This window comes from Flavobacterium kayseriense (genome assembly GCF_014305095.1).
Lineage (GTDB): Bacteria > Bacteroidota > Bacteroidia > Flavobacteriales > Flavobacteriaceae > Flavobacterium > Flavobacterium kayseriense.
Map to the genome: position 1 here is coordinate 57,827 of NZ_JACRUI010000003.1, position 25,843 is coordinate 83,669.

The 25,843-nt window shown below is 33.2% G+C and carries 23 protein-coding genes and 1 pseudogene; 1 reads left to right on the top strand and 23 read right to left on the bottom strand.

Translation table 11 applies throughout. The annotated features are described in order from the left end of the window. Positions 1-55 precede the first annotated feature (55 nt). The 6 genes from H8R22_RS09545 to H8R22_RS09570 all read right to left on the bottom strand — a co-directional run bounded on the left by H8R22_RS09545 (position 56) and on the right by H8R22_RS09570 (position 7,148). Positions 56-4,396: a CusA/CzcA family heavy metal efflux RND transporter gene (locus H8R22_RS09545; protein ID WP_187010228.1), complete on the bottom strand. Its 4,341-nt coding sequence runs from the start codon at positions 4,394-4,396 to the stop codon at positions 56-58. 29 nt (positions 4,397-4,425) lie between these two features. Next, positions 4,426-5,049 (bottom strand): hypothetical protein, encoded by a 624-nt coding sequence (locus H8R22_RS09550; protein WP_113634466.1) that lies wholly within the window; start codon positions 5,047-5,049, stop codon positions 4,426-4,428. Positions 5,050-5,061: 12 nt separating this feature from the next. Continuing rightward, positions 5,062-5,745 carry a HupE/UreJ family protein gene (locus H8R22_RS09555; RefSeq protein ID WP_113634465.1) on the bottom strand — a complete coding sequence of 228 codons (684 nt, stop codon included), beginning with the start codon at positions 5,743-5,745 and terminating at the stop codon, positions 5,062-5,064. Positions 5,746-5,815: 70 nt separating this feature from the next. Continuing rightward, positions 5,816-6,031, bottom strand: a complete 216-nt coding sequence (locus H8R22_RS09560) for a hypothetical protein (RefSeq protein WP_113634464.1) — start codon at positions 6,029-6,031, stop codon at positions 5,816-5,818. Positions 6,032-6,074: 43 nt separating this feature from the next. Beyond that, positions 6,075-6,503, bottom strand: coding sequence for a hypothetical protein (locus tag H8R22_RS09565; protein ID WP_113634463.1), 429 nt, complete (start codon positions 6,501-6,503; stop codon positions 6,075-6,077). A 252-nt stretch (positions 6,504-6,755) separates the two neighbouring features. Continuing rightward, the gene (locus tag H8R22_RS09570; protein ID WP_113634462.1) at positions 6,756-7,148 is read right to left on the bottom strand and encodes a hypothetical protein; all 393 of its coding nucleotides are present in this window, start codon (positions 7,146-7,148) and stop codon (positions 6,756-6,758) included. 368 nt (positions 7,149-7,516) lie between these two features. Here H8R22_RS09570 and H8R22_RS09575 point away from each other — a divergent pair, with 368 nt between their 5' ends. After that, on the top strand, positions 7,517-8,125 hold the full coding sequence (locus tag H8R22_RS09575; RefSeq protein ID WP_113634461.1) for a c-type cytochrome: 609 nt from the start codon (positions 7,517-7,519) through the stop codon (positions 8,123-8,125). Positions 8,126-8,372: 247 nt separating this feature from the next. Here the strand turns inward: H8R22_RS09575 and H8R22_RS09580 are convergent, their stop codons facing one another. The 17 genes and pseudogenes from H8R22_RS09580 to H8R22_RS09655 all read right to left on the bottom strand — a co-directional run bounded on the left by H8R22_RS09580 (position 8,373) and on the right by H8R22_RS09655 (position 25,773). Next, complete coding sequence (locus H8R22_RS09580) at positions 8,373-8,816, bottom strand: universal stress protein (protein WP_113634459.1); 444 nt, start codon at positions 8,814-8,816, stop codon at positions 8,373-8,375. Further along, positions 8,816-8,914: pseudogene (locus H8R22_RS15590) on the bottom strand (heavy metal-binding domain-containing protein); the annotation flags it as partial. The pseudogene H8R22_RS15590 and the gene H8R22_RS09580, both read right to left, overlap by 1 nt. Positions 8,915-8,952: 38 nt before the next feature. After that, a complete protein-coding gene (locus H8R22_RS09585; protein WP_086452973.1) occupies positions 8,953-9,375 on the bottom strand; it encodes a hypothetical protein in 423 nt (140 codons plus the stop codon). 76 nt (positions 9,376-9,451) lie between these two features. Then, the gene (locus H8R22_RS15730; protein ID WP_244199267.1) at positions 9,452-9,685 is read right to left on the bottom strand and encodes a four-helix bundle copper-binding protein; all 234 of its coding nucleotides are present in this window, start codon (positions 9,683-9,685) and stop codon (positions 9,452-9,454) included. A gap of 309 nt (positions 9,686-9,994) precedes the next feature. Continuing rightward, complete coding sequence (locus H8R22_RS09595) at positions 9,995-12,586, bottom strand: multicopper oxidase domain-containing protein (protein WP_086452974.1); 2,592 nt, start codon at positions 12,584-12,586, stop codon at positions 9,995-9,997. 39 nt (positions 12,587-12,625) lie between these two features. Beyond that, positions 12,626-13,111: a DUF305 domain-containing protein gene (locus tag H8R22_RS09600; RefSeq protein WP_225872940.1), complete on the bottom strand. Its 486-nt coding sequence runs from the start codon at positions 13,109-13,111 to the stop codon at positions 12,626-12,628. Positions 13,112-13,139: 28 nt separating this feature from the next. Next, on the bottom strand, positions 13,140-14,009 hold the full coding sequence (locus tag H8R22_RS09605; protein WP_099715369.1) for a DUF2911 domain-containing protein: 870 nt from the start codon (positions 14,007-14,009) through the stop codon (positions 13,140-13,142). Positions 14,010-14,076: 67 nt separating this feature from the next. Then, positions 14,077-14,787, bottom strand: a complete 711-nt coding sequence (locus tag H8R22_RS09610; RefSeq protein ID WP_099715370.1) for a PepSY domain-containing protein — start codon at positions 14,785-14,787, stop codon at positions 14,077-14,079. Positions 14,788-14,899: 112 nt separating this feature from the next. Then, on the bottom strand, positions 14,900-15,964 hold the full coding sequence (locus tag H8R22_RS09615; protein WP_143394893.1) for a Vgb family protein: 1,065 nt from the start codon (positions 15,962-15,964) through the stop codon (positions 14,900-14,902). Between the two features lie 11 nt (positions 15,965-15,975). Beyond that, positions 15,976-17,220 carry a hypothetical protein gene (locus H8R22_RS09620; protein ID WP_187010229.1) on the bottom strand — a complete coding sequence of 415 codons (1,245 nt, stop codon included), beginning with the start codon at positions 17,218-17,220 and terminating at the stop codon, positions 15,976-15,978. 346 nt (positions 17,221-17,566) lie between these two features. Then, a complete protein-coding gene (locus H8R22_RS09625) occupies positions 17,567-18,133 on the bottom strand; it encodes a DUF3347 domain-containing protein (protein ID WP_132003519.1) in 567 nt (188 codons plus the stop codon). Between the two features lie 23 nt (positions 18,134-18,156). Beyond that, entirely contained in the window at positions 18,157-18,609 is a 453-nt protein-coding gene (locus H8R22_RS09630) for a heme-binding domain-containing protein (RefSeq protein WP_187010230.1), read from the bottom strand. Then, a complete protein-coding gene (locus tag H8R22_RS09635) occupies positions 18,610-19,278 on the bottom strand; it encodes a DUF3347 domain-containing protein (RefSeq protein WP_187010231.1) in 669 nt (222 codons plus the stop codon). Positions 19,279-19,483: 205 nt separating this feature from the next. Further along, on the bottom strand, positions 19,484-21,925 hold the full coding sequence (locus H8R22_RS09640; RefSeq protein ID WP_187010232.1) for a multicopper oxidase domain-containing protein: 2,442 nt from the start codon (positions 21,923-21,925) through the stop codon (positions 19,484-19,486). An 80-nt stretch (positions 21,926-22,005) separates the two neighbouring features. Then, a complete protein-coding gene (locus H8R22_RS09645; RefSeq protein ID WP_187010233.1) occupies positions 22,006-22,428 on the bottom strand; it encodes a hypothetical protein in 423 nt (140 codons plus the stop codon). A 232-nt stretch (positions 22,429-22,660) separates the two neighbouring features. Next, positions 22,661-25,198, bottom strand: coding sequence for a heavy metal translocating P-type ATPase (locus H8R22_RS09650; protein ID WP_187010234.1), 2,538 nt, complete (start codon positions 25,196-25,198; stop codon positions 22,661-22,663). Further along, the gene (locus tag H8R22_RS09655; protein ID WP_225876010.1) at positions 25,195-25,773 is read right to left on the bottom strand and encodes an AAA family ATPase; all 579 of its coding nucleotides are present in this window, start codon (positions 25,771-25,773) and stop codon (positions 25,195-25,197) included. Before H8R22_RS09655 ends, H8R22_RS09650 begins: the two co-directional genes overlap by 4 nt. Between the last annotated feature and the right edge of the window lie 70 nt (positions 25,774-25,843).

Consider the following 25,843-nt stretch of genomic DNA (forward strand, 5'->3'; position numbering starts at 1 on the left):
TCATTGGCGCTTGCGACCCCAATTACGGTCATGCTCATTTCATAATTAAACTATTTTAATTAGTTAATGCATTGATTTCTATTATACTTATATTCAATTTTCTAACCGCTTCAATATAATCACTTTGAATTCCTGTGCTTTGATTAATAAGCATTACCCATTCCAGATAATTGATGTCACCATTGATAAATTTATCATTAGCAGCTTTGGTTACCAAATCAACATTTTTCAAGGCTTGACTTTCAAAATAGGCAATAGTTTCTTTCTGTTTTTTATATTCTTGGACTAATTCCTGATTCTTACTTTCCAGTTTTAGTTTTTCATTATTTAAATTATTTTCGGCAATTTGGGTGTTTATCTCTAATGCTTTTTTCTTATTATTTATTGCCGCATTGAATAACGGAATTGCCACTCCAAATTGTCCGTAAACACCATTATAACTGTTTTGAAACTCCGCATTTGTTTTGAAAGTCTGGTAATAAACACCACCAATTAATTCGGGCAATTTTTTAGATTTTTCAAGTGAAATTTCAGCTTTGCTACTATTTACTTCTTGCTCAAATAATTTTATACTGGGTTGATTGCCAATAGCATTTTTATCTAAATTTTCGGTAAAATCCATTTTTAATTTATCTGAAACTGGGACAAAGTCTTTATCAGTATTAAGTAAATACTTTAATTGCGATTGTATTATTTTATAATCACTTTGTAATTCCAGAAGTTGAATTTTTATTTGTCCAGATTGGTTTTCAGCGGTTGCTTTTTCTAATATATTACTTTCGCCTTTGTCAAAACGAAGCGCTGTTTTCCTTAAAAATTCGGAATAAATACTATCACTTTTTAACAACAACTTTTCCTTTTCTTTTAGATACATCATTTCGTAAAACACGATTGTTACCTGTCTAGTCAATTCCTTTCTTTGCAAAGCTTCGTTCCATTGTCCTTTTTTGGCTTCTTCTATTAAAAGTTGTTTCTGCCTTTTGTAAACGGTTGAGAATTTTATGCTTTGCGAAATACCAATTTTCACATCATTTGCATTGCTGTTAAACTGACCGAATTCCCCAATAATTCCCGTGTTGGAAATATCATAGCCTGTTTTGGTCATTTTTTGCAAGTACTCTGAATTTAGTTTTTCGTTTTTAATTTTTATATTGTTTGAAAGAGCCGTTTCAATCGCTTTATCAATTGAAATTATTTCCTGAGCATCAGTACTTTGAAAAGAAAAAAGCAGTCCCAATACCATGATTGTTGTAATTGATTTTATCTTTTTTGGTTTTAAATTAATTCCTTTTTCAAACATGATATATAAAATTGGTAAAACAAATAATGTTAAGAACGTTGCAATCAACAGACCTCCAATTACCACAGTTGCCAAAGGTTTTTGTACTTCTGCACCAGAACCATTGCTTAATGCCATGGGTAAAAAGCCTAATGATGCTACAAATGCAGTCATTAAAACTGGTCGTAAACGTATTTTGGTACCTTGTAAAACAATCGCTTTTAAATCGGTTTCACCCGATTTTCGTATGCTATTGAATTCTGCAATCAATACTAAACCATTCAGAACCGCTACACCAAATAAAGCAATAAAACCAACTCCGGCACTAATGCTAAACGGCATTCCCCGCATCGCTAAAAAGAAAATACCTCCAATTGCAGAAAGCGGGATTGCGGAATAAATCAATAATCCTTGTTTTACGGAATTGAATGCGAAATAGAGCAAAATAAATATTAATAGTAATGAAACTGGAACAGCAATCATCAAACGATTTTTGGCTTCGTTTAAGTTTTCAAAAGCACCGCCATACGTAGGATAGTAGCCCGCAGGAAATTTTATTTGAGCTTCGACTTTACCTTGTAATTCTTTTACGATGCTTTGCACATCACGACCTCGAACATTAAAACCAACTACAATTCTACGTTTGGCATCTTCTCTTTGTATTTGATTTGGGCCTTCAGTAATTTCAACTTTGGCCAATTGAGATAGAGGAATTTGCGAACCAGTGGACGTTGGTATTAGTAAATTTTGAACATCCACCAAATCCTGACGTTTTTCGCCTGTTAAACGAACAACTAAATCAAATCGTTTTTCACCTTCGTAAACAACCCCAGTGCTTTGTCCTGCAAATGCGGTGTTTACAATTCGATTGATATCCTGAATGTTCAAACCGTATTGTGCAATGGAAGCTCTGTTGTAGTCAATTACTACTTGAGGCATTCCAGTAACGGTTTCTACATATAGGTCTGAAGTTCCTTCTACTGTATTTACAATTTTACCTAATTTATTGGCGTACAAAGCCAGTGTGTCTAAATTTTCTCCAAATATTTTACAGACTACATCTTGTCTTGCTCCTGTCATCAATTCATTAAAACGCATTTGTACCGGATATTGAAAACCATAAGAAACACCTGGAACGGCTTCCAATTCCTTTGCCATTTTTTCTGATAATTCATCAAAAGTTTTGGCAGAAGTCCATTCGCTTTTGTCCTTTAAAATAATCATCATATCACTGGCATCAATGGGCATTGGATCAGTTGGCACTTCGCTACTTCCTGTTTTGCCTACTATTTTCTCCACTTCCGGAAATTTTTCTATTAGTATTTTTGCGCCTTGTGAAATTGCAGTCATTGAAGTTTGCAAATTACTTCCCGGCAAAACCCTTGTTTCTACAGCAAAATCTCCTTCTTCTAACGAGGGCATAAATTCGCCACCCATGAACGAAAGTGTAATCAGCGCTAAAACAAATAATCCCAAAGTTGCACCGATAATTGTTCTTGGAATTCCTAATGCTTTGTTCAGAAGAGGTTGGTAGAAATTTTCTAATTTTTCCATCATTCTATCTGAAAAAGTTTTTTTGTGAGATATATTTTTATTCAAAAATAAAGCGGTCATCATCGGAACATAAGTCAGCGACAATATAAAAGCACCAAATAATGCAAATGCAATGGTTTGTGCCATTGGTAAAAACATTTTCCCTTCAATACCCCGCAAAGTAAAAATGGGAATGTACACGATTAATATAATCAACTCTCCAAATACGGAAACATTACGCATTTTTATTGACGTATTTAATACGGTGCTGTCCATTTCTTGCTGTGATATTTTAGACGTTTTCCTGCTGTGTAAACTAAACAAACACGCTTCAACAATAATAACTGCCCCATCCACAATTAATCCAAAATCTAGTGCCCCTAGACTCATTAAATTACCGCTCACCCCAAAAATATTCATCAGTATGACCGCTATCAGCATCGCCAATGGAATAACTGATGCTACGATTAAGCCTGCTCTTATATTTCCTAAAAATAAAATAAGAACAAAAAGTACAATTAATGCTCCTTCCAATAAGTTTTTTTCCACTGTTGAAATGGAATTATTGACCATTTTGGTTCGGTCTAGAAATGGCTCCAGAATAACGCCTTCGGGTAATGTTTTTTCGATTTGTGCAATACGATCCTTAATGTTTTTAATAACCACATTACTATTGGCTCCTTTTAACATCATTACTACTGCACCCGAAACTTCACCAGATTGAACTCCTTTTTTATTAAAAGTCATTGCTCCGTAACGGATAGCACTTCCAATTCGTACATCAGCTACATCACGAATAAATAAAGGACTTCCGCTACTGGTATTTTTAATAGAAATATCTTTAATATTTTCGATAGTATTAATTAACCCTTCACTTCTGATGTACAAAACTTTAGGTCCTTTTTCGATATAAGCACCACCTGTATTTTGATTGTTTTTTTCTAAAGCAGTAAAAACATCAGTAATAGTAATATTAAAGGATTGCAATTTATTTGGGTCAACGGCAATTTCAAATTGTTTCAATTTTCCACCGAAACTACTTACTTCTGCAACACCTTCAACTCCTAATAATTGACGGCGAACAATCCAATCCTGAATGGTTCTCAACTCGGTTACATCGTATTTTTTTTCGTAACCGGGTTTGGTTCGAACAGCATATTGATAAATTTCGCCTAGTCCTGTTGTTACCGGTGCAAGAACTGGATCTCCAATACCTTTGGGAATTTGGTCTTTAACAGCGCTTAATCGTTCTGTTACTTGTTGTCTTGCCCAGTAAACATCCGTTGCATCATTAAAAACAATGGTAACCACTGATAAGCCAAAACGAGAGAAACTACGAATTTCTTTCAATCCAGGAATATTACTATTCGCTTGTTCAATTGGAAAAGTAATCAGTCGTTCAATATCGGTTGCACCCAATGATGGTGCTGAAGTGATTACCTGAACTTGATTATCTGTAATATCAGGAACCGCATCGATTGGTAATTTGGTAAATTGATAACTCCCATATCCGATGAGCGCAAAAATAAATAGTCCAATAATGAGTTTGTTTTTGATTGAAAACTCAATAATTTTATTTAGCATAATTAGTAAGATTAATGGTTAGTCAATAGTTACATTGAATATTGACCTTTTAATTTTAGAGTAACTGTAATATCTTTATTTTCATTATTCCTAAAAAACCATCCATGCTTTCCTTCAAAAGGAGCATAAAAAGTTCCTACCATATTATTGGAATAAGCAAGTGTGTAACTTTCAAAATAGACATCATTAACTGCCTTTGCCTGTTTTACTTCACCGTGAAAATCTAAATAAACGGTTCCATCATTAGTTTTCCATTCGTATTTCATTTTTCCGCCTTTTAGCATATAGGTTTTATATTCAATCCCTTTTCCTGCAGGAACAATTACTTCAACCGTATCCTCTCTTTCTGCGTATTGCTTTTCTGGAATAGGATTATCCGCCTCGACTGGTCTTTTTACTTCTGGTCCAGAACCTGCTTTTTCCATTTTTATTAGAGGAAATGTTTTCCCGGTTGTTGTTGCTAAGCCATCAGGAGCATCCTCTGGCACATAAAGCTTACTGAAACCGAACAATTTCCCTGTTCCTATTGGGTCGATTCCATATTCAGCGGGTAAAACGGCACTAACTAAAATGACTATCCCTAATACCAATGCAAATAAGACTGCTTTGATAATTTCTTTTTTTTCTACTATTTGATGATTTATTTCTGACATTGTTTAATTTTTTTAAGATGTAAAATAACCTGTTAATTGATACCCTAATAAGACAAATCCAGCAGCAATAAGCATGGTATTTGTGAATGTTGAAAATTTCATGAAACTCGGGTATCTGCGCCATATTGTAATAAGGATTAACACAAAAGTTAATGCTATAAACTGACCAATTTCGACCCCAATGTTGAATCCAAGCAGATTGGTAAACAATCCTTCTTTTTCAAATTTGAAATCTTGTAATTTGCTGGCTAACCCAAACCCGTGAAACAATCCGAAAATTAAAACGGCTGCTTTTGTATTGGGCTGTTTCCCGAAAAATCTTTTGAAACCACCTAAATTATCAAAACCTTTATACACTATTGATAGTGCAATGATGGCATCAATTAAATACGAATTAATTGATATATTACTCATAACGCCAAACAACAATGTTGCACTATGACCAATTGTAAAGAAACTTACATAAAGTAGCACTTCTTTTGGGCGATAAAGGAAAAAGATAACGCCAACTAAAAAAAGCAAATGATCGTAACCCGTAAGCATATGTTTTGCACCAATATAAAGAAATGGGCCAAAAGCAACGCCATCATTTCCTGACAAAAAAGTTTGTGTATTTTCATCGACACCATGAGCAAAAACACCTGTGATGCTCACAAAAAAAAGTAAAACAAGAAATATTATTTTTTTTGAATTCATAATTTTATTTTTCTTTTAAAACTACTTCTCTCCTGCAATTTTTTGAAGAGAAGCAGCCTGTTAAATTATATTAATGCGTGTGTCCATGAGCCGTATCAACTTTGTCTTGCTCCACTTTATTAATACTATCCGTACTTAATTGACCAGTAGTATCTGTGATCACTTGAACTTGCTCTGTTGTTTCAATAGTTTGAACTTCAGTGTTTTCAGTTTCGTTGTTTGCTTTTTTGTTACAAGAAACTAACATTCCGATTGCGATAGTAGCTACGATTAAAATTTTTTTCATAATTGTAATTTAAATTGGGTTTATAAAGAATAATAAAATTGAATTAATGTTGGTGTCCATGATTAATATCTTGTTCAGAAACTTGGCTATTTCTAAATTTAGAAGAGATTGTTTTTCCATTGACAAGTAATGTGATGGTACAATAAGCATATATGCTTGCTTTAGGAACTTGTACTAATAAAGAATTGTTGGTATCCAAAGAAACTGGATTCGTTGCTTTTGTTTTATTGAAAAATTCAAAAACAGCCGATCCAGTAATTTTTTTATTTGAAACCGTTTTTCCTTTTGCATCCAGCACGTAAAAACTAATATTGTTTTCTCTTTCGACCATTTCTATTTTGTAATCACCTGAATTTTGTATTATTCCACCGTGTGGTGTTTTGCCAGTATTAGTACTTACTTGTGCATTTGAAATTGTTGTGCCTGCAATGGTTAGCAGTATCGCAACTGCAATGGATTTAATTGTTTTCATTTTTGATGTTGTAGTGTTAAAAGTAATTGAGTATGTCTTCGACATTACTAAAAAGTCAATTTATAGCGTATGCGGCTAAAAAATGATTCTAGTTATTTAGCTACATTAACTCACTAAAAAACTTGTTTTTTAATACTGAATATTAGTGAAATTGATGCAAAGAAACATTCGCTATAAGTATATAGCAAAGTACTTTTTAATACTTAATTAGAAATATTCAGAATATCATTAATTAAGCATTGAAAAATTAATTTAACTCAATTTGGGTGGAAGCCAGATGCATGCAAAAACATCGGAAGTGTAAAATTCTGGAGAAAACGGAACATTACTATTTACGGAAATAGTATTTGGTTTGCGAAATGAAAACTCGGTTATGTTTTCAAAAGCAAGTACAGTATTAACAGATTGGTTAATAGTTTTAAAAGGTAAACTTTGATGATTGTCTTTTTCTTGATTAGAATGATGTTGACTATCATTGTAATGAATCGCTATAAAATCTAAAAAAGAAATCCCGTGCTTATCCTCATCTTGATCGTGATGTTCTGTAAAGTGCTCTACTAAGTTGGGTAGTTTCAATAATTGCCCTATTTCTGTGTTGGCACACAAAAAGATGAAAAGGAATAATATGGCAATTGTTTTTTTCAAGATTGTAAAAGTACGGTATTTATTTAATAAAAATTAGTATGTGGTTTTATTCACATACTATTTTCTGTAATGTCTTTTTACTTTTATAAACATAGATAAAATATTAGGTAAGCAAGACGATATGCACGGAATGAAAAGATGATAAAACTCGTAATGGTTTTATGAAATGAATCATTCCTTCGGCATGATATATATTATTTATTTGTGGAAATAAAAATTTAAAAAATTCCAAGTTACATGCTTAAATAAACCGTAAATTTATATTAAATTACTGAATAATAGTGATTTATAATCAATTAAACATTTTTTAGTGATCGAAATTATTGAGTATTTGTATTTGGTTTAACTTAAAAACTAAAACAACAACTATGAAAAAACCAAAACAATATGGTGTGTTTTTCAGTCAAACTCTGCGTAAACTCTTCCGAACTATCAAAATCGAATTAGTAATCATTACCGCATTAATGTATACACAGTTGATACTTACTTCTTGCAGGAATTCTGAAAAAAAACAGAAACAAGTTAAACAGAACCACCCTCAACAAAAAGAAGAAGAAAATCACAACCATGAACATAGCGAACATTCACAATTAATGAATGAAACTCGCGAATGGTTAAAACAGGAATTGGGCGAAAAATATAATCAGCCCGTATCTCTCGGTACAGAGGAACAACTTGCACAAGGCAAAGATATATTCACAAAATATTGTGCTACTTGTCACGGTATTAGCGGTAAAGGCGATGGTCCAGGAGCAACGACATTACAACCAAAACCAGCCGATTTTACTGATCCTGAACATTCGTCATTTTATTCAAATCAAGGACGAATATACCTCATAAAAAAAGGAATGAAGGGAACTGCAATGGCAGCATGGGAAAACGTTTTGAGCGAAGAAGAAATCCTTTCGGTCTATGCATATGTAAATTCTCTGAAAAATTCAGGCGAAATGATGGAACACCAGGGGCAAAATTATTAGGAAAATGAATGAAAAAAAACATAAATAATTCAAATGATAATAACCGAAGTACTTTTAAAAGAAATGGAGAATATTTCAAATTCAGAAAAGTAATTGCAAACATATATTTATATCGTCATTATGTATAAAGCAATGGTAAAAATTCTTAAAACAGTATGGATATACACTATGGCATTATTACTATGGAGCTTTTCAGCTAAGAGTCAACAAAGATACCAAACAAGGAACGGAAGTATTGTTAAGTTTTTTATTTACGTACAATCTCCACAGAACATTTTGCATGTAATGCCACCGCTTGCGAAACCGAGCCAAGCAGAAAGCCTTCTATAACCCCATGACCATGAGAACCAACGATAATCAAATCAGCACCAAATGTTTCAGCTTCTTTGAGTATTGCACTTTTTGGAGAACCTTCAATAACCACTGTAGTTACAATTAAAGCCGGATTTTTATCACGCAAAATTTTCGCTGCATTTTCAGTAATTTTCTTTGCAGATTTAAAGGCGTTTTGGTCAACTTCAGCATAATACTCATGTGAAACTCCCATTGGTTCAAGAGTATTTATTAGCGACATTCTTTCATAAACAGAAACAATACATACTTTAGTGTTTACTGGAAATAGTCTGTTTGCAACTTCGTCTACAGCTGCTTTACTATAACTTGAACCATCGGTTGCTAGTAGAATTTTCATTCTTTTTTCTCCACTAAATTCATTCCACATTTGGGACATTTTCCGGGTTTATCCGAAGTAACTTCTGGGTGCATTGGGCAGGTGTACGTTTTTTGAGTTTCCATTTTTTTATATTTTAATGTTGTTTGTATTTGTATTATTTGGACATATCCATATTTTTATCCATTCCAGTCATTTTGTGTGATTGCATTTTTTTATCTTTCATCATATCCATCATTTTAGGATTATCCATCATCGATTTACACATTTCAGACATCATCGTAGTATCTGTTTTAGATGCTTCCATCATTTCAGTCATCATTCCTTTCATCATATCTGGATTATCCTTCATCATTTTCATCATATTTTCGTGATTTGTCATCATCATTTTTCCTTTACTACTGTTCATCATTGCTTGCATCATATCTTTAGACATATCGCTATTGTTTGCAATAGTATCCATAATTGCCTTTTTTGTATCTGAATTTGAAAGAATTTGGTTTACATCAGTTTTGGATTGACACGATGTAAACAAACCAATCGATACAATAATTAATGTGATTTTTTGTACTGTTTTCATAGTTTATAATTTTTATTGTTTTAAAATCTCTTAAATAATTCCTCTAAACGAAACTATATTTAAGAGATTTAAATACTCACATTTTACTCATATTACTGCACTCAACAGCACATTTGCGACAGGCTTCCGCACAATTTTTGCAATGCTCCATGTGTGCATGTTTTTCACATTCTTCGGCGCAAGCTGTACAAATTTCGGCGCATAGTTTGCAGATTTTTTCAGCAAACTCACTTCCGCTTGCCATAGACTGTATTGCAAATAAACAAATAGCTGCACAATCATGATCTAGTTTTATGCAACGCGCTAACATTTTTACGTCTTACTCATTCAAGCATTCACTTTCGCAATGCGAACATTCTACTGCACATTCTGAACATGCATCGATACAATCTTTAAATTTTTGATGACTCATCTTTTTTAAATTTAAATTGCGAATTAATTTTCGCAGTTTAAAGGTAGCTTTTTAACTTGAAAAAGTATTGTGAAATTCTAATAAAAATCATATAATTAACACATTGTCATGCGTATAGATTTGTTTTTTTGAAAATTGTAATTGCAAAAAAAGGACACTTGTCTTTTAGAACAAGTATCCTTTATATAAATTTAAAATTTGAGTTTTTTAATAATTCAAAGTAGCGCCAAAACCAATTCCCATATCACTATCATAGTGGGTTGTAAATCCAAAGTTTCTTTTGACAATGTATTTTAAACCTGCCATATATTCTTTGTCGGTATTCCACATTAAACTCATTCGTAGTCTTTTTGAAACTGGAATGTCTTTTCGTTCAAACTGTAAACGTACATTTCCGTCGGTAAAAACTTCGGCTTGAGCGACTATAAGCATTGGTAATGTGTAATTAACCCCTGCACTAAAAACAGCTCTGTTGTCTTTGGTATTGGTTTGCCCAAAAAGATTTCTTTCTTGATTGTCTATTCCCATTTTTCTGTATCTCCAATCAAAACCAATGAAAGGCATTAGCCATTGCATTTTACCAATATATCGACCTATGTGGGTTTCGGTTTCGTAACCGTGCATATCATTGTATCCTAATCTCCATTCTGTTCCAATACTCCAACGTGTACTTTGATACATAGCTTCTCCATCGTTTCCGTTTGTTGCAAAATCATTTTCTGCCATAAAGTGAAAAGCTCTATCGTCAGCAAACAATTTTCGTCGTGCTAATTTAGGATCTGGTATTTCGGGATTTGGTGCTTGGTTTTCATAACTAAAAACCCTGCCCATTCCGCTCATCATGTGATACAAAATATGACAATGGAAAAACCAATCGCCTTCTACATTGGCATTAAATTCGAATACATCGGTTTCCATTGGCATTATATCCACAACGTTTTTTAGAGGAGCATAATCCTCTTGACCATTTAATAGTCTAAAATCGTGACCGTGCAAGTGCATTGGGTGTCGCATCATAGAATTGTTGTGAATTGTGATGCGAACATTTTCGCCTTTTTTAATTAATATTTTATCCGCTTCGGAAACCACTTTGTTGTCTAAACTCCAAACATAACGGTTCATATTTCCTGTCAATTCAAATTTTAATTCTCTTACTGGTGCATCTTTAGGAAGTATCGTTTTAGTTGGCGATTTTAACATTGCATAATTTAAGGTAGTAATATCCGAAAGCGCATTACTATTATAATCGGCTTCGGTCATTTTCATATCCTTCATTTTTTTATCGCTTTTCTTTTTTTGTTCTCCGGTAATTTCTGGGTACATTACTACATTCATATCCATTTGATTGTAGGACATATTCATTCCCATATCGTCTAAATCGCCGTTCATTTTCATCATCCCATTCATCATTTTCATTCCCTCAAAATATTTAAGCTTGGGAAGAGGTGTAATAAGTTGTTTGATACCATCCCCAATAAAATAAGAAGCTGAATACAATCTATCTTCGGTGGTGGCTAAAAATTCAAAAGCAGTTTTATCGGCAGGAATAGTAACTAGAACATCGTAAGTTTCAGAAACACCAACAATTAATCGATCTACTTCTACAGGTTCTACATCGTTACCGTCATTTGCAACTACCGTTATTTTTCCACCGGCATAAGTAAGCCAAAAATAGGAAGAAGCCCCACCATTAGATACGCGTAAACGTACTTTATCACCTGCTTTTAAAGGTTTTCCATCAATACTTTTCACATCCGTACTTTGCTTACCATTCATAAGGATTTTATCGTAAAATACATCGCTTACATCCATTGCATTCATCCTTTTCCATTCATTTTTTAATTTAACACCTAAATAACCTTGCTTTATGGCTTCTGTATAACTTTGGGTTGTTCCTTTTTTGATTGCTGGATAATCGTTTGCGTTGTGCAACATTCTATGTACATTTTTTGGATTTAGATCTGTCCATTCGCTCAATACTATAGGAACGGTTGGCAAATCATCAATACCCTTTCTAAAAGTTAGATCATCCGTTTTTTTATTCATAATAAATGAACCATACATTCCGATTTGTTCTTGCAATCCTGAATGGCTGTGGTACCAATGTGTTCCTTGTTGGATAATCGGAAATGTATATTTGTGTGTCGTGTTGGGCTTTATTGGCATTTGTGTTAAGTTTGGCACACCATCTTCTTTGTTAGGTAAAAACAAACCGTGCCAATGCAACGATGTTTCTTCATCCAGTTCATTATGTACATAAATTTCAGCGGTATCGCCTTCGGTAAATGTAAGTGTAGGCATCGGTATTTGTCCGTTTACAGCAATGGCTCTTTTAGGTTTACCTGTAAAATTTACGATGGTGTCTCGCACATATAAATCGTAACGCACTGTTCTTGGTGGTGTGTTGTTTTCAATTTTAGTTACGGTTTCTAGAGTTGCTTTTGTCATATCCATAATGCTCATATTATGATTTTGATGTGAAGCATTAGCATCCGTTTTCATATTGTCCATGCTACCCTTCTTTTCAGAAGTCTTTTTCATGGGAATTTGCATTTCATCATGCTTCTTCACCACCGTTTTTTTACCCGTTTTAGCTTTCTCCTTTATCAACGTCATTCCGCATTTAGGACATTTTCCCGGTTTGTCAGCGTGAATTTCGGGGTGCATTGAGCAGGTATACGTTGTGGGCTGCACCTTTTGCGCCTTTTCCTTTTTTGACATATCCATACCTTTCATATCCTGTGCATGGGCAAAGGAATAAATAGACATGATGAATATTAATACTATAATTTTTTTCATTTTTTTAAGTTTAAAATTGATTTACAAATTATTTTGGAGTTATTTATCTAATTCTTTAAGCTTTGCTTTCATTTGTTCAATTTCTGCCTGTTGGCTGGTAATAATATTTTTAATTAATTCCTTTATTTCAGGGTCGGTAACCGATGACTCTTTTCCCATTAATATTGCTGCGGCATGGTGTGGTATCATTGATTTTAAAAATTCTTTATCCCCAACTGCCGTCTGTTGCCTAATACCTGCAAAAAATAGAATCAAAGCAATAAAACCAGTGACAAGCAGTGAAATATTTAATTTCTTATTTCCATACATGCTACCCATCACTAGAAGTTCAATTATGAGCATCGGCATGGTCATCAGTCCAGCCATGTAAAATTGGTTTATATTGGGTATTACATTGGCAAAAACATCTACCATTGAATACATTAGTATGTACATCGCTATAAATGATAACACTATCATAATCGCTAATTTCTTGTACATAGTCAAACTTAATTCTTTTGAATGCTCTTCTGTTGTGTGTTTCATTGCCATAATTTTTTGATTTAAAATTAATTTATTTTTTTAATAGTAACTCCAACTCTAAAATTTGTTTTTTAAGTGATTCAACACTTTTCATTTTTTTTAATTCTGCTATTGATAAAGCTTTTTTACCTGCTTCAATTGCACTTGGATAGTCTTTTAGTTCCGTTGCTATTTTTTGTCTCAAATTAGGATAGTAAAAATTTTGTGGATCTAATTTTTCGGCTTCAATAAGCCAAGCTATTGCTTGTTTGGAATCTCTGTTTGTACTGTAATAATAGTTTGCTGCTTGAAATAATAAATTAGCATCTTGAGTTTTTTCTTTAATGATGTTTTTATCTATTACTGCTAAAATATTTTCATCTGCTTTGCTTTTCAATGGAATTTTCACCATCGAATTTTCCCATATTATTTTTAGAAATCCCTCCCCTTTACTGTTAACATCATTTATTTCGATTGTAAATGTTTCATATAAATTGGGTATGCTTTCTACTGGAACTGTAAAACGAAAAACATCTTTTTTGGCATCGTATCCGGTTTCTCCATGTAATGTAGTATCTGTATTTACAATTATTGTCCACTCCTTTTTAGAAGGTATTGTGAATATTGAGTAACTACCCATTTTTAAAGTAGTATTTCCAAATACAATATCTTCGTTGGTAGTTATTGAAGTACAATCACTAGCGCCAGTTCGCCAGAGTTTTTCAAAAGGTACTAATTCACCAAATATTTTTCTGCCTCTTGCTAGTGGTCTGCTGTAAGAAACTTTGATTATTGTGCTACCCAATTCTTGTTCAAATGATGCAGATGGACTTGCAGAAGTTAGTTTTATTTGAACTTTTTCTTGTGCCGAAATTATTAAAGCTTGTAAAATAAAGAAGTGTATTAGAATTATTTTTTTCATGGTTTTTGATTTTAAATTGATTTTAAATTGATTTTAAATTGATTTTACTGTTTTTTATTATTTTAAATTATTTTTTTATTTTCCTCCAAATTTTTCTAATAGTAGGCGATGAGATATACCAAAGTAAAAAACCACTTAAAACGGTTATTAACCCTAATAATGAAAATAGTCGCAAAACAATATTATTCATATTGTCTCTACCCTCATAATCCATGGTATGGGTCATCCATAAAAAATCAAACCATCTCCAATCGCGGTGTCTAATCGTTTGAAAAGCTCCATCATTTGCTGAAATATAAGCCTTTAAATTATTTGGTTCTTGGTATGAAATAACATAGGCAGGTAGTAAATGCTCTCTATATTCATGGTGTTTCCCTACTTCTTTAATAAGTTGTATTTCTTTTACTTTTAAACCTGATACAATATTTTTATCCGCAGTTGCTAATGCTTCTTCTTTAGTGATTCCTTTTTTTAAGTCTCCTGTTTTGGCATTGTAAAGCATCTTGTCATTAACCCAATAAAAAGGTTGATTATTTATTACCCTTAATTCTATAGATTGAATTGCTATCGAAGGATGAAGTAGGGAAGGACTTATTAAACCTGAAAACGACTCGGCAACAATTCCTTTTTTATGAAATTGAATTCCATGAATATCATCAATATTAGACCAACTAAAATACAGACCGCTAATGGTCCACATTAAGAATTGAAGACCTAAAAATATTCCTAAATATCGGTGAGATTTTCTAATCCATTTTACTTTTTTTCCTTTAATCATTTACCTTTTAATTTTTTTTAAATTGTTAAATAAACTGAACCAACTTTGAAAATCGCATTAAAATTGCAATTATATAAAACAGAATATATTAGAATATTCATTGCCTAATTTTCTATTCCATTCCGCCAGTTTCGGACGAATAACTTATTCCATTCGGTTTTTTGCCTACTGCAATTGTATTAATTACTTTTTGAGTTGTCACATCTATTACTGAAACAGTATTGTCACCACTATTGGTAACATAAACTGTTTTTCCGTCTTTACTAACCACTACACCGTGTGCCTTATTACCTACGGTTATAGTTTTAATAACTTTGTTACTGGTTATGTCAATTACAAAAACTTTATTTGAAACAGGTCTACCCATTGTTTCCCCTTGATCGGCTACATATAACAATTTACTGTCGGGCGTGGCATATAATTGAATTGGACCTTGCGCATCATTTGGTAATTTTATTCTTGTTATTTGAGCATTTTTAATATCATAGTTTACTACTTCTTTAGTATCATACAAACTCGCAAAAATAAATTTTTCATCTTGTGTAGTTGCAACTTGCACAGCCACTCCTCCCAGTGGAATGTCTGTTATTGTGCCATCAGAAATAGTAATAATCGACATACTTTTTGCATCCATATTTGCAACATAAAGTTTTCCGTTTTGATGTCTAAAACCATGTGGTAAATATCCTTTTCCTAACTCAAATTTTTGAGTTATTTTATATGTTTTAGCATCGACTTGAAATATCTGATTTGTTTCATTTGCAGTTGCATAAGCATATTCAGATTTATTATCTAAAACTACATGAGCCAGATGCAAATCCTTACCAAGTTCAATACGTTTTTTTATTGAATTAGTGTTTGGATCGATTACTATCAATTGATTTGTTGCTGTACTATCCATAGGTATCGCCGTCACCCAAACGGATTTCCCATCAGGTGCAACTTGTACGTTATGAGCCATAAACATCATTCCTGAAGAGTCACTAATTGATATTTCTGTATTTTTTGTGCTGTCCTGAAGGTTTATAACAGAAATGCTACCTCCATCCTCATTGGCTACATATACTTTTGCTAATTGCATTGTTTTTTTAGGATTATTGCAGCTGCCAATTATTAAGCCAGCCACTACTAATACTACCATAATCTGAAATTTTTTGAGTACTACAAGATTTTTCATTTTTTTATTATTTAAGTTGATTTTGCTATTTTTTCCATAATGGAATAATCTGAACCAAACTTGCAAATCGCATCACATTGACTTCGCAATTCTGAAAATAGTATGTATTTGATATTCATTTTTGAATTTTTAACAACAGGTCTATTCAATTGTTGTATCACATCTTTTTCGCGACTGTTTGGAATGATGATATAAAATACCTCTTCGCCATTGGAAATACTAAAATACAAGTCGGATAAACGTAAAATACCTGAATAAATACTGGTGCTTTTTTCTACTTCAAATGCTCCAATGATTTTGTTTGTTCCTTTTTTAAACCAAAGTACATCAATGAGTTTAATCGTATTTTGGGTGTCCTTATCTGTTGGTAATTCAGGAAATTTACTAATTGATATAAACGAAAAACTTTGACCATTGAATGCTTTGCTTTTATCATTACTGGCCGGAGTAACATCGTAACCTAATGAACTGCCAATTTTTAACAAATGGTATTGCATTTCGTTATGAAGGTTTTCTGCTAATTTTTCTTCCTGAATTTCTTTTTGGCGTTTTAGTATATTCTTTTCGAACTTTGTGCGTTCGTCTTCGCTTAAATATTCATCGTTACCAATTAGCATTTTTTGTGTTCCAATCTCAAAACACAATCCGGCAATCGCTCCTAAATCGTTAGATAATTCTGCTTTGTGTTTGCTGTTAGTTTCAATTAATGTTTCTCGGATTTTTAAATATTCTGTCCAACTTCCTAACTTCTTTTTGTCTTTGAATAAAAAATTAAATCCGTTGAGAATCGCTGTATTGAATGGGGGAAACCAAGTGGGATGCAAAAAATATATAATACTCGCTACCGCGGGACCTAACCCTTTTATTTTTAATTCATCTAGTTTTACTATTTCTTTGACAACTTGCTCTTCGGTTTTGGCGTTGATACAATTTTCTAGAAATTGCCCAAAAGCGATTTTATTGTTTTGGTTTTCGTAAATATCAGGAATTCGCAATTTTGGTTTCCAATAAAAAGGATGTGCTACACCAACAAATATTTGTTTTTGTTCAGCGATGCAACTCAATACAAATTCTAAACTACTGCCTTTAAAATCGTTTGGAAAAGTTTTGTTTTTAATATCATCAATTACTTGTAAAATACCTCGACGAATAGTTCGGAATGCTTTTAATCGCTGATCATTATCGACAAACCAAGTATTGTAAACGCTTTCCGTATCGGTTTTGTATTGTTGGATAATTTGAGTGAAGTTGCTCATTGATGATGTTATTGTTTAATATTTTAGTATTTAATAATTATTTAGTTTGTTTATCAAAGTTTATATTTTGCCTACCATTTAGAAGAGAAATGCCATTAACTTATTAATTGAGTTATCTTTATTCGATTATACAGGCTGTTTATAATTAAATCAATTTTTTTTTAAAATTTATTGTGCCTAACAAGGGAAGGGCTAGGACTAGTCATTAATATTTTACCCTTCCCTAACTAGGACTTTTCTAATACCATAAATGGGGGATTTTTTACAAATTGCGAATCAATAATGAAAACCTTATGATCCCTTTTATGAATTAGATAACTTGTTCCTCCACTATAAAAGAGCTGGCTTAATTGTTGATTTCCTTTTGAACTTTTCCACATTTAAGCATTTTGCTACCATAATATGGATTTTTTACTTCGTTACTTGTACTTAACCATGCACTACCCTTATCGTACATTGGGCAAAACTGCTGGTACAACTTATTTTTAGTTCCAGTAATGGCAACCATATCAGTAATATCAGTGCTTAAGGTCTTAAAGTGCTCACGTTGATGTGCAATAGGACTTTTTGAAATGTGTTCGGCATTTTCTACAGCATCTTCTATAATATCGACTAGCTCCTTTTGCTGTTCTTTATTGTAGCTGGTCACATCAAAAGCCTTTAAAGAGACCATTAGTTTACTTCCAGCTTGTGCCGCTTTTTTTGAATCATCGCCTACCAATGCATCTTTCAGTATAAAATAATCAGCTAGAACTGCTTCTGCTTTAGTGTTATTCATCTTATCCATTTTCATAGTGCTATGATCCATTTTCATGTTTCCATGGTCGTGGTTCATTTTTTCTTTTTCTTGTGCATTTGCAAAAGAAACCATTAACAATACCATTGTTGCAATACTCATTTTTAAATTTTTCATTTTTTTTAATATTAAATTATTGTTTATAAATTATCTTTTAATTCTGTCAACAACGTAATGACTTCCTTTTTTTCTTCTTCTGAAAAACTTGCGTTTTTATGGATTAATGTGTAAGAACTTAAAGGCATATTATCATCTTTGATCTGACTTATAATTGATTTTAATTTGCTCTTTTTTCTTCTATCTGAATAGTCAGCCCATTCGCTAAAATTCAATTCTTCTTTTCCGTTTTTAATATGTTTTGCCATAAACCACGCTCCAGGTTGAATTTTACTATACCAAGGATAATGGGTATTGTTACTATGGCAGTCATAACAGCTTACTTGTAATTTTTCACTGATTTTTTTTGGCACTGTATTGACCAACATAAAATCTGTTTTGGGAACATATTCACTTCGATTGCTTACTGTGGGAATAAACTGAATTCCCACGAACGCAACCAGTAAAACTATTACTATTACTTTTACGATTTTCATTTAATTAATTTGTTTTTTCACAGAACCACAAGTCAACATTTTGCTTCCATAAAAAGGGTTTTTAATCTCTTTAGTTTCGCTCAACCAACTTAATTTTTTCATAGGACAGTAATCTTGATAAAGAGTTTTATCTGTTCCTAATAAAGTTATTAAATCAGAAATATCTGCACTCAAACCTTCAAAATGTTCTCTTTGATGGTCGATAGGGCTTTTTGCAATATGCTCAGCTTGTTCTTTAGCACTTTCAACGATTTCCATGTATTCTTTATGCTGTGCTTCATCAAGTTTTGTCATATCAAAATTTGAAAATGCTGCAAGTAGCGCTGTTCCGCCTTTCGCGGCATTGTCTTTATTGTCTGCAACTAATCCATTTTTAATTTGCAAATAGCCATCTATAATAGCAGAAGTTGCCGCATTTTTTTTAGAGGACGCTGTTATTTCTCTAGTCTTCATCGAAGCGTCCTTGTCGTGAGCATGTTCATCGTTGCCTTCTGCATGATGATGTTCTTCACTTTCATTATTCATTTCCATTTGGTTTCCTTCTGAAGACATTTCTGAATGATGTCCGTCCTCATTATCATGCTCTTTTTTTGAATCTTTACATGATACAACAGTTAGGGTTGCAAATACTATTGCTAAAAGTCCCATTGACAATTTTAATTTTCTCATTTTTTTTGTTTTTAGTGATTATTATTATTATTATTTAAAGTTTTTTAATTACATTTTTAAGTTTAGCGGTTATTTCATCCGCATTTTCCATCATTTGATAGTTGTCAACTGCCAGCATAGAAACCATCGTGCTAATAGCTGCCAATTCTATAATTATGAGATTAATCTATTTAAAAATAACAAGTTTACATCCTGATTTTAGTTATTAAAACCTTACGGAAAGTCCACCTCCAGCACCAAACCGGTTATCATAGCTACCCATAAGTGAAATATTTCTGGATAGAAAATACTCAGCTCCTGCACTCCATACCGTTTCCGAACTAAAATCTTTGCCCAAAGGCAGATTGTTTACAATCCCTAAATCTAATTGATATTCATAGTAGCCAAAAACTGATAGTTTAGGAAATATCATTATACTTCTACCCAAAGAGACTCTTGATCTTAAATCACTATCGACACGAACATCAAGATTGAATAAATAAGGTGTTAAATAACGTATCCCAACCACTGCAGTAGTTTTAAACTGATCTAAACTTTTACGGGTTTCATTTTCAATATTAACACCTCCAAAAACACGGAAGTAATCGTGTAGGTAACGCTCATACGTTATTTCACTTTCCAGATTTTTATTCCAACCATATTCAAAAGATGCATTAAATTGATTTCTCAAATTGGATGCCATAAAATTAATTGCTGTATTGTGCGAAGCAGCATCTATTAATCCCCAAGAATACCACCTATCTGTTTCTGCTACTGCAATAGATGCAGGGTAGCCTTTCATACGAATATCTCTAGGTGTGTCATAACTTATAACGCGTGCCATTCCTCCCATTAAATGATACAATATGTGACAATGGAAAAACCAGTCTCCAGCCTCATCACCATCATTACCATAAAATTCTATAGTAACTTTTTGCATTGGCGGCACATTCACCGTATGTTTTAATGGAGAGTAATCTCCATTTTCATTGATAACTCTAAAAAAATGACCATGTAAATGCATCGGGTGGTGCATCATGGTAAGATTATTAAACGTAATTCTAGTAACTTCTTTATTACTAATTTTAATTTTATCCGCTTCTGAAAGTGGCACACCATTCATACTCCAAATATAGCGACTCATATTACCTGTAAGATTCAACAATATTTCTTTTACAGGAACATTTTTATCATAGTTTGTTTTCTTTGGTGACTTCAAATAATCGTAATTGTATTCAGCGAACAAATCCATTCCTCCCATTTTCATTGGCTCCTTTTTTGGATTCATTTGTATACCTTTCATTTTAGAATGATCCATTGGCATAGAATCTTTCGGCATCTCCATTTTCATTCCAGCCATAGTCTTATCTTTCTTCATATCCATGCCTCCCATTTTAGAATCATCCATCTTCATTTCTTTCCTTTTACCCATTCCCATAGAATCCTTTGGTTTACTCATATCCATTTTAGGCATTTCAGATTGGTTCATCTTCATTTCTCCATCCATTTTCATACCTTCCATTTTACCCATCTTCATGCCATATTCCTCTTTCATTTTATAGCGCTCATCCTTTTTTGGACGATATTTTATTGCATGTGCCCCCATTTTCATATCCATCTTTGCTATTTTTTTCATCATCTCAATTTTATCTGGCTTCGGAATATCTTCTGCTTTTAAAACCTTTCCAGTACCCAAAAATGCTGATGCTGTACCAGAACCATCTTGTGCTGTAATTTTGAATTCAATTTTACCGTCTTTAGGGATGGTTATAATATAATCGTAAGCTTCTGCAATGGCTATAAATGTTTTATTCTTTTTAACAGGTACTACATCAAGCCCATCCGCTGAAACTAAAAGTGGGTCTCCACCACCAAAAGTCATCCAAAAAGATGTTGATGCACCACCATCAATAATTCGCAATCTTACTTTTTCGCCAGCTTTAAATTCTGGATACTCAATACTTTCTTCTCCATTAATTAAAAATGAAGGATAGTATACATCGGCGATATCTGCGCCTTGCATACGTTGTTTCCAAAATTTAAGCTGTGCACCAAAAGCACCTCTGGCAATTACCTTATTAAGTGGCGTAGAAGTTCCTTTTCGTATGCCATACCATTCATTTCCTCGTTTTAAATTTCGAAGAACATTAATTGGTTTTTCATTAGTCCAATCAGATAGCATTAATACCAATTCTTTGTCATATTCCAACGTTTTTTCTTTGGGTTGTATCACAATTGAGCCATAAACACCACTTTGTTCTTGTAGCATGGTATGAGAATGGTACCAATACGTCCCTGATTGTTTAATAGGGAACTCGTATTTCTGTGTATGTCCTGGTTCAATAGGGGGTGTATTTAAATAAGGCACACCATCGTAAAAGTTAGGCAATAACAAACCATGCCAATGTACAGATGTTTCCTCGCTCATTTCGTTTTTAACGTAAATTACAGCATATTCCCCCTCTGTAAATTCTAAAGTGGGTCCAGGAATTGTACCATTAACAGTCATCCCTTTAATTTGTTTACCTGCTTTGTTTACCATTTCTTCCTTGATGGTTAAAGTGTATTCGTGTACAGGCAAATTATTAACATTTCCCTCCATGGACTGTCCAAATATAGAACACAGTGGTATTATAAATAAGATTATTAAAGATTTTAAGTTTTTCATTTTTCTGTTTTCATTTTTCTGTTTTTTATAGTTATTATTTAGGAAGTTTGCATTAATTTTGATCTATTTTACAACTGCACTTAGTGTAGTTTTATATATTTCAAATAATTTTCTTGGGATTCAAAATAAGCTACATCTCCTTCTGCTTTCATTACCACAATATAAGCTTCAGTTTTGTCTACTGGTTTTTTACTAAAAGGATCTATTCCTATTCTGGCAGTTTCATCGTTGGTTAATTTACCTACACACATTTCGCAGCAACCATAATACGTTTTACCGTTTACAGGTACTGGTATTTGAGTCTTTCCCATATAGGCATCGTTTACCATGCAGACTAGTTCATTAGGAACATGAGAACCAACTTGTTCATTTTGTGTATTTTCAGTTTTATCCTCTATTGTGTTTTCAATTAAGGATTCACTATTTTCCGCTTTCTTTATTTCGTTTTTACAACTAACTATGGTAAAGGTTGTAAGTGCTATAATAATTGTTTTTCTTATCATAATTCCTCTTTTTATGGTGTTGGATTATTCTGTTTATTTGTTTTTATCGTTATTCATAATGTTGTTATAGTCCTTTATTATTTAATTAACTTGTTTTTTATTCCTCTTCGATGGTTTTGATGTACATAAATAAAACTTGATATGTTCATCATTAAGGGTGTCTGCAGTCATTAGTAATGGATCTAATTTCATCTTGTGGATTAAATTTACTATTATTGTTTGATTACTGCTTTTATAATTTCAAACTTCTTAATCTTAGTGCATTTACTATTACAGAAACTGAACTAAAACTCATTGCTAAAGCTGCTATCATTGGCGATAGTAAAACCCCAAAAAATGGATACAAAACTCCTGCCGCAATTGGAACTCCTAAAACATTGTAGAAAAAGGCAAAAAACAAATTTTGTTTAATGTTACTCATTACTGCGTGGCTCAATTTTTTGGCTTTCACAATACCTTGTAAATCGCCTTTTACTAAAGTTATTTTAGCACTTTCTATCGCCACGTCAGTTCCGGTACCCATGGCAATTCCGATGTCTGACTGTGCTAATGCAGGGGCATCGTTGATGCCGTCTCCTGCCATCGCGACAATTTTTCCGAGGGATTGGAGGCGCTTAATTTCATTTAGTTTGTCTTCGGGGAGGGCTCCTGCGATGAATGAACTAAGATCGAGTTCGGCAGCGACGGCTTTTGCGGTGTTTTCATTGTCGCCCGTTATCATTATTACTTCAACACCCTGACGCATCAGTTCTTTTATTGCTTCTTTGCTTGTTTCTTTTATCTTGTCTGTAATGGTTACAAAACCCAAAGCAACCCCATCGATGGAAATATAAGAAACTGTTTTTCCTAGTTTTTGTTCGGCTACAATTTTATTTTCCAATTCATCAGAAACTGTGGCGTTCACTTGTTCCATTAGTTTTTTATTTCCGAGGGCCACTTTTTTATTGGTTACCGTCCCAATAACTCCTTTTCCAGCAATGGCTTCAAAATCGTTGACTTCGATTAATGAAATATTTTTTGCTTTTGCAAAATTGACTACGGCTTGCGCCAATGGGTGTTCGCTGTACTGATTTAAAGAAGCGATATTTTGCAATAGCCCATTTTCGTCATTTTGTAAGGAGAACACTTTTTCGACAGAAGGTTTTCCTTCGGTAATGGTACCTGTTTTATCAGTTATCAGAACATTTACCTTGTTCATATTCTCTAATGCTTCAGCATTTTTTATCAAAACACCTGATAGTGCTCCTTTACCTACGCCGACCATTACCGACATTGGTGTGGCTAATCCCAAAGCACAAGGACAGGCAATTATTAATACTGCAATGGCATTGATAAAACCATAGACTAGGGCAGGTTCCGGTCCAAATTTTGCCCAAACAAAAAAGGTTAAGACAGAAACTACAACTACAATCGGTACAAAATATTTTGCAATGCTATCCGCGAGTTTTTGAATGGGTGCTTTGGATCGGCTCGCATCATTTACCATCTTAACAATTTGCGAAAGCAAGGTTTCCGAACCAACTTTCTCGGCAATCATAACAAAGGATTTATTTCCGTTTATGGTTCCCGCTATAACTGAATCATCAATCTTTTTATCAACAGGAATAGGCTCTCCTGAAATCATAGATTCATCTATAGTACTTTCTCCATCAGTAATTTTTCCATCTACTGGAATTTTATCTCCCGGTTTTACTCGTAATAAATCTCCTTTTTTGATGTCGTGAATCGAGATTACTTTGTCCCCTCCTTCGATAACCAAAGTCGCTTCGGTGGGCGCTAATTTCAATAATTCTTTTATGGCACCGCTAGTTTGACTGTGTGCTCTTGCTTCTAATAATTGGCCTAACAAAACCAAGGTTAATATGACCGTTGTTGCTTCAAAATAAAGTAACACTGTGCCGCTTTCGGTTTTAAATTCATTTGGAAAAATATCAGGAAAAAACATGCCAACCAAACTAAACAAGAAAGCTACTCCAGTACCAATTCCTATCAGCGTAAACATGTTGAGATTCCAGGTAACAATTGACTTCCAAGCGCGAACAAAGAACATCCAACACGCATAAAAAACCACGGGAAGCGTCAAAATCAATTGTACCCAATTCCAGTATGAAATGCCCATTATCTTTTCTAACGGATTATTTGACATCATTTCTATAGTAGCTATTGCGAAAACAGGAATTGTAAAGGCTGTTGCTACTTTCATTTTCTTAAGCAAATCATTGTAAACCTTTTTGTCTTCACTATCTGTAGGTTCCATTGGTACTAAATCCATTCCGCAAATAGGGCAGGAGCCAGGTTCTTCTTTGATTACCTCCGGGTGCATCGGACAGGTGTATAATTTTTTAACCGCACTTAATTCATGAACTTTTTCTAAATTCATTCCGCATACTGGACAACTCCCGGGCTTATCGTAAACCTTGTCTCCTTCACAATGCATCGGACAATAGTATTTGCCTTGAGCATTACTTAGTGAAGGTATTGTATCCATGTTATCACTAGTTTTAGTACTGCAACACGATTTTGTTATTGGCTCATTGACAGTTTTGTGAGTTGTATCGTTAGCGCTACTCATTTCTATAGTGTACTTTCCAACGGTTGTTAATGCCTCTTGAAATTGATCCAGTGGAATGTGTTTTTCCATTGTTATAGTTGCAATTGGAGGATTCAAAGTAACCGTTGCTTGAATTCCATCGATGGCATTCAATGTTTTTTCCACTTTAGAACGACAGCTATCGCAAGTCATTCCGGTAATTTTATAGGTATGTATCATATGTTTTTTAAAATAAAATTTACTCTTTCATTTGGTGTTAATAATGGAACAAAAATGACTGGAAAACTTAATGAATTGTAAACCTCGAAAATTAATCTATGAATGGTTTTTTGTGCTTCTTCGTCTTCTGTTCTTGCATAGTCTTTTGTAAAAGGTAATCGGTCTAAAATAAAAATCTTTTTATAAGACACCCTCTTAATGGCATTAAGTAATTTTTCGTCATAATCAAGATTTAAAAACTGATAATAGGCCATCGCATCAGGAATAGCCCTGTCAAGAAAAACAGTTTCAATAGGTGATAATTCCGCTTCTTGTTCAATTTGCATATCTAGCACAGCTAATTGAAATTGTCTTTTATTTTCTCTTATTTCTTCTAGACTTTTACCTTCTTCCCTCATGCTATCAATGTAATGTCTGGCGTGTTCAATAGTTGTTTTGTAGCCCCTTTTCGATAACATATCAATTACTGTTGTTTTACCTGTACTAGGTCCACCTGTAATAACATACCAATTGGTATCTACTTTTTGATTGTCCATTTTCATCACTTTTAAAATTGCAAGTAGAACATAATTCATTCATACTAGTTTCAATTCGTTTTCTATTTATTATGGTTTTCAACCTTTGGCTATGATTTTTGCAAAGCAC

Coding starts and splice junctions, on each gene's coding strand:
- H8R22_RS09545 (WP_187010228.1), bottom strand. CDS start 4,396: ATGCTAAATAAAATTATTGAGTTTTCAATCAAAAACAAACTCATTATT.
- H8R22_RS09550 (WP_113634466.1), bottom strand. CDS start 5,049: ATGTCAGAAATAAATCATCAAATAGTAGAAAAAAAAGAAATTATCAAA.
- H8R22_RS09555 (WP_113634465.1), bottom strand. CDS start 5,745: ATGAATTCAAAAAAAATAATATTTCTTGTTTTACTTTTTTTTGTGAGC.
- H8R22_RS09560 (WP_113634464.1), bottom strand. CDS start 6,031: ATGAAAAAAATTTTAATCGTAGCTACTATCGCAATCGGAATGTTAGTT.
- H8R22_RS09565 (WP_113634463.1), bottom strand. CDS start 6,503: ATGAAAACAATTAAATCCATTGCAGTTGCGATACTGCTAACCATTGCA.
- H8R22_RS09575 (WP_113634461.1), top strand. CDS start 7,517: ATGAAAAAACCAAAACAATATGGTGTGTTTTTCAGTCAAACTCTGCGT.
- H8R22_RS09580 (WP_113634459.1), bottom strand. CDS start 8,816: ATGAAAATTCTACTAGCAACCGATGGTTCAAGTTATAGTAAAGCAGCT.
- H8R22_RS09585 (WP_086452973.1), bottom strand. CDS start 9,375: ATGAAAACAGTACAAAAAATCACATTAATTATTGTATCGATTGGTTTG.
- H8R22_RS15730 (WP_244199267.1), bottom strand. CDS start 9,685: ATGTTAGCGCGTTGCATAAAACTAGATCATGATTGTGCAGCTATTTGT.
- H8R22_RS09595 (WP_086452974.1), bottom strand. CDS start 12,586: ATGAAAAAAATTATAGTATTAATATTCATCATGTCTATTTATTCCTTT.
- H8R22_RS09600 (WP_225872940.1), bottom strand. CDS start 13,111: ATGAAACACACAACAGAAGAGCATTCAAAAGAATTAAGTTTGACTATG.
- H8R22_RS09605 (WP_099715369.1), bottom strand. CDS start 14,009: ATGAAAAAAATAATTCTAATACACTTCTTTATTTTACAAGCTTTAATA.
- H8R22_RS09610 (WP_099715370.1), bottom strand. CDS start 14,787: ATGATTAAAGGAAAAAAAGTAAAATGGATTAGAAAATCTCACCGATAT.
- H8R22_RS09615 (WP_143394893.1), bottom strand. CDS start 15,964: ATGAAAAATCTTGTAGTACTCAAAAAATTTCAGATTATGGTAGTATTA.
- H8R22_RS09620 (WP_187010229.1), bottom strand. CDS start 17,220: ATGAGCAACTTCACTCAAATTATCCAACAATACAAAACCGATACGGAA.
- H8R22_RS09625 (WP_132003519.1), bottom strand. CDS start 18,133: ATGAAAAATTTAAAAATGAGTATTGCAACAATGGTATTGTTAATGGTT.
- H8R22_RS09630 (WP_187010230.1), bottom strand. CDS start 18,609: ATGAAAATCGTAAAAGTAATAGTAATAGTTTTACTGGTTGCGTTCGTG.
- H8R22_RS09635 (WP_187010231.1), bottom strand. CDS start 19,278: ATGAGAAAATTAAAATTGTCAATGGGACTTTTAGCAATAGTATTTGCA.
- H8R22_RS09640 (WP_187010232.1), bottom strand. CDS start 21,925: ATGAAAAACTTAAAATCTTTAATAATCTTATTTATAATACCACTGTGT.
- H8R22_RS09645 (WP_187010233.1), bottom strand. CDS start 22,428: ATGATAAGAAAAACAATTATTATAGCACTTACAACCTTTACCATAGTT.
- H8R22_RS09650 (WP_187010234.1), bottom strand. CDS start 25,198: ATGATACATACCTATAAAATTACCGGAATGACTTGCGATAGCTGTCGT.
- H8R22_RS09655 (WP_225876010.1), bottom strand. CDS start 25,773: ATGAATTATGTTCTACTTGCAATTTTAAAAGTGATGAAAATGGACAAT.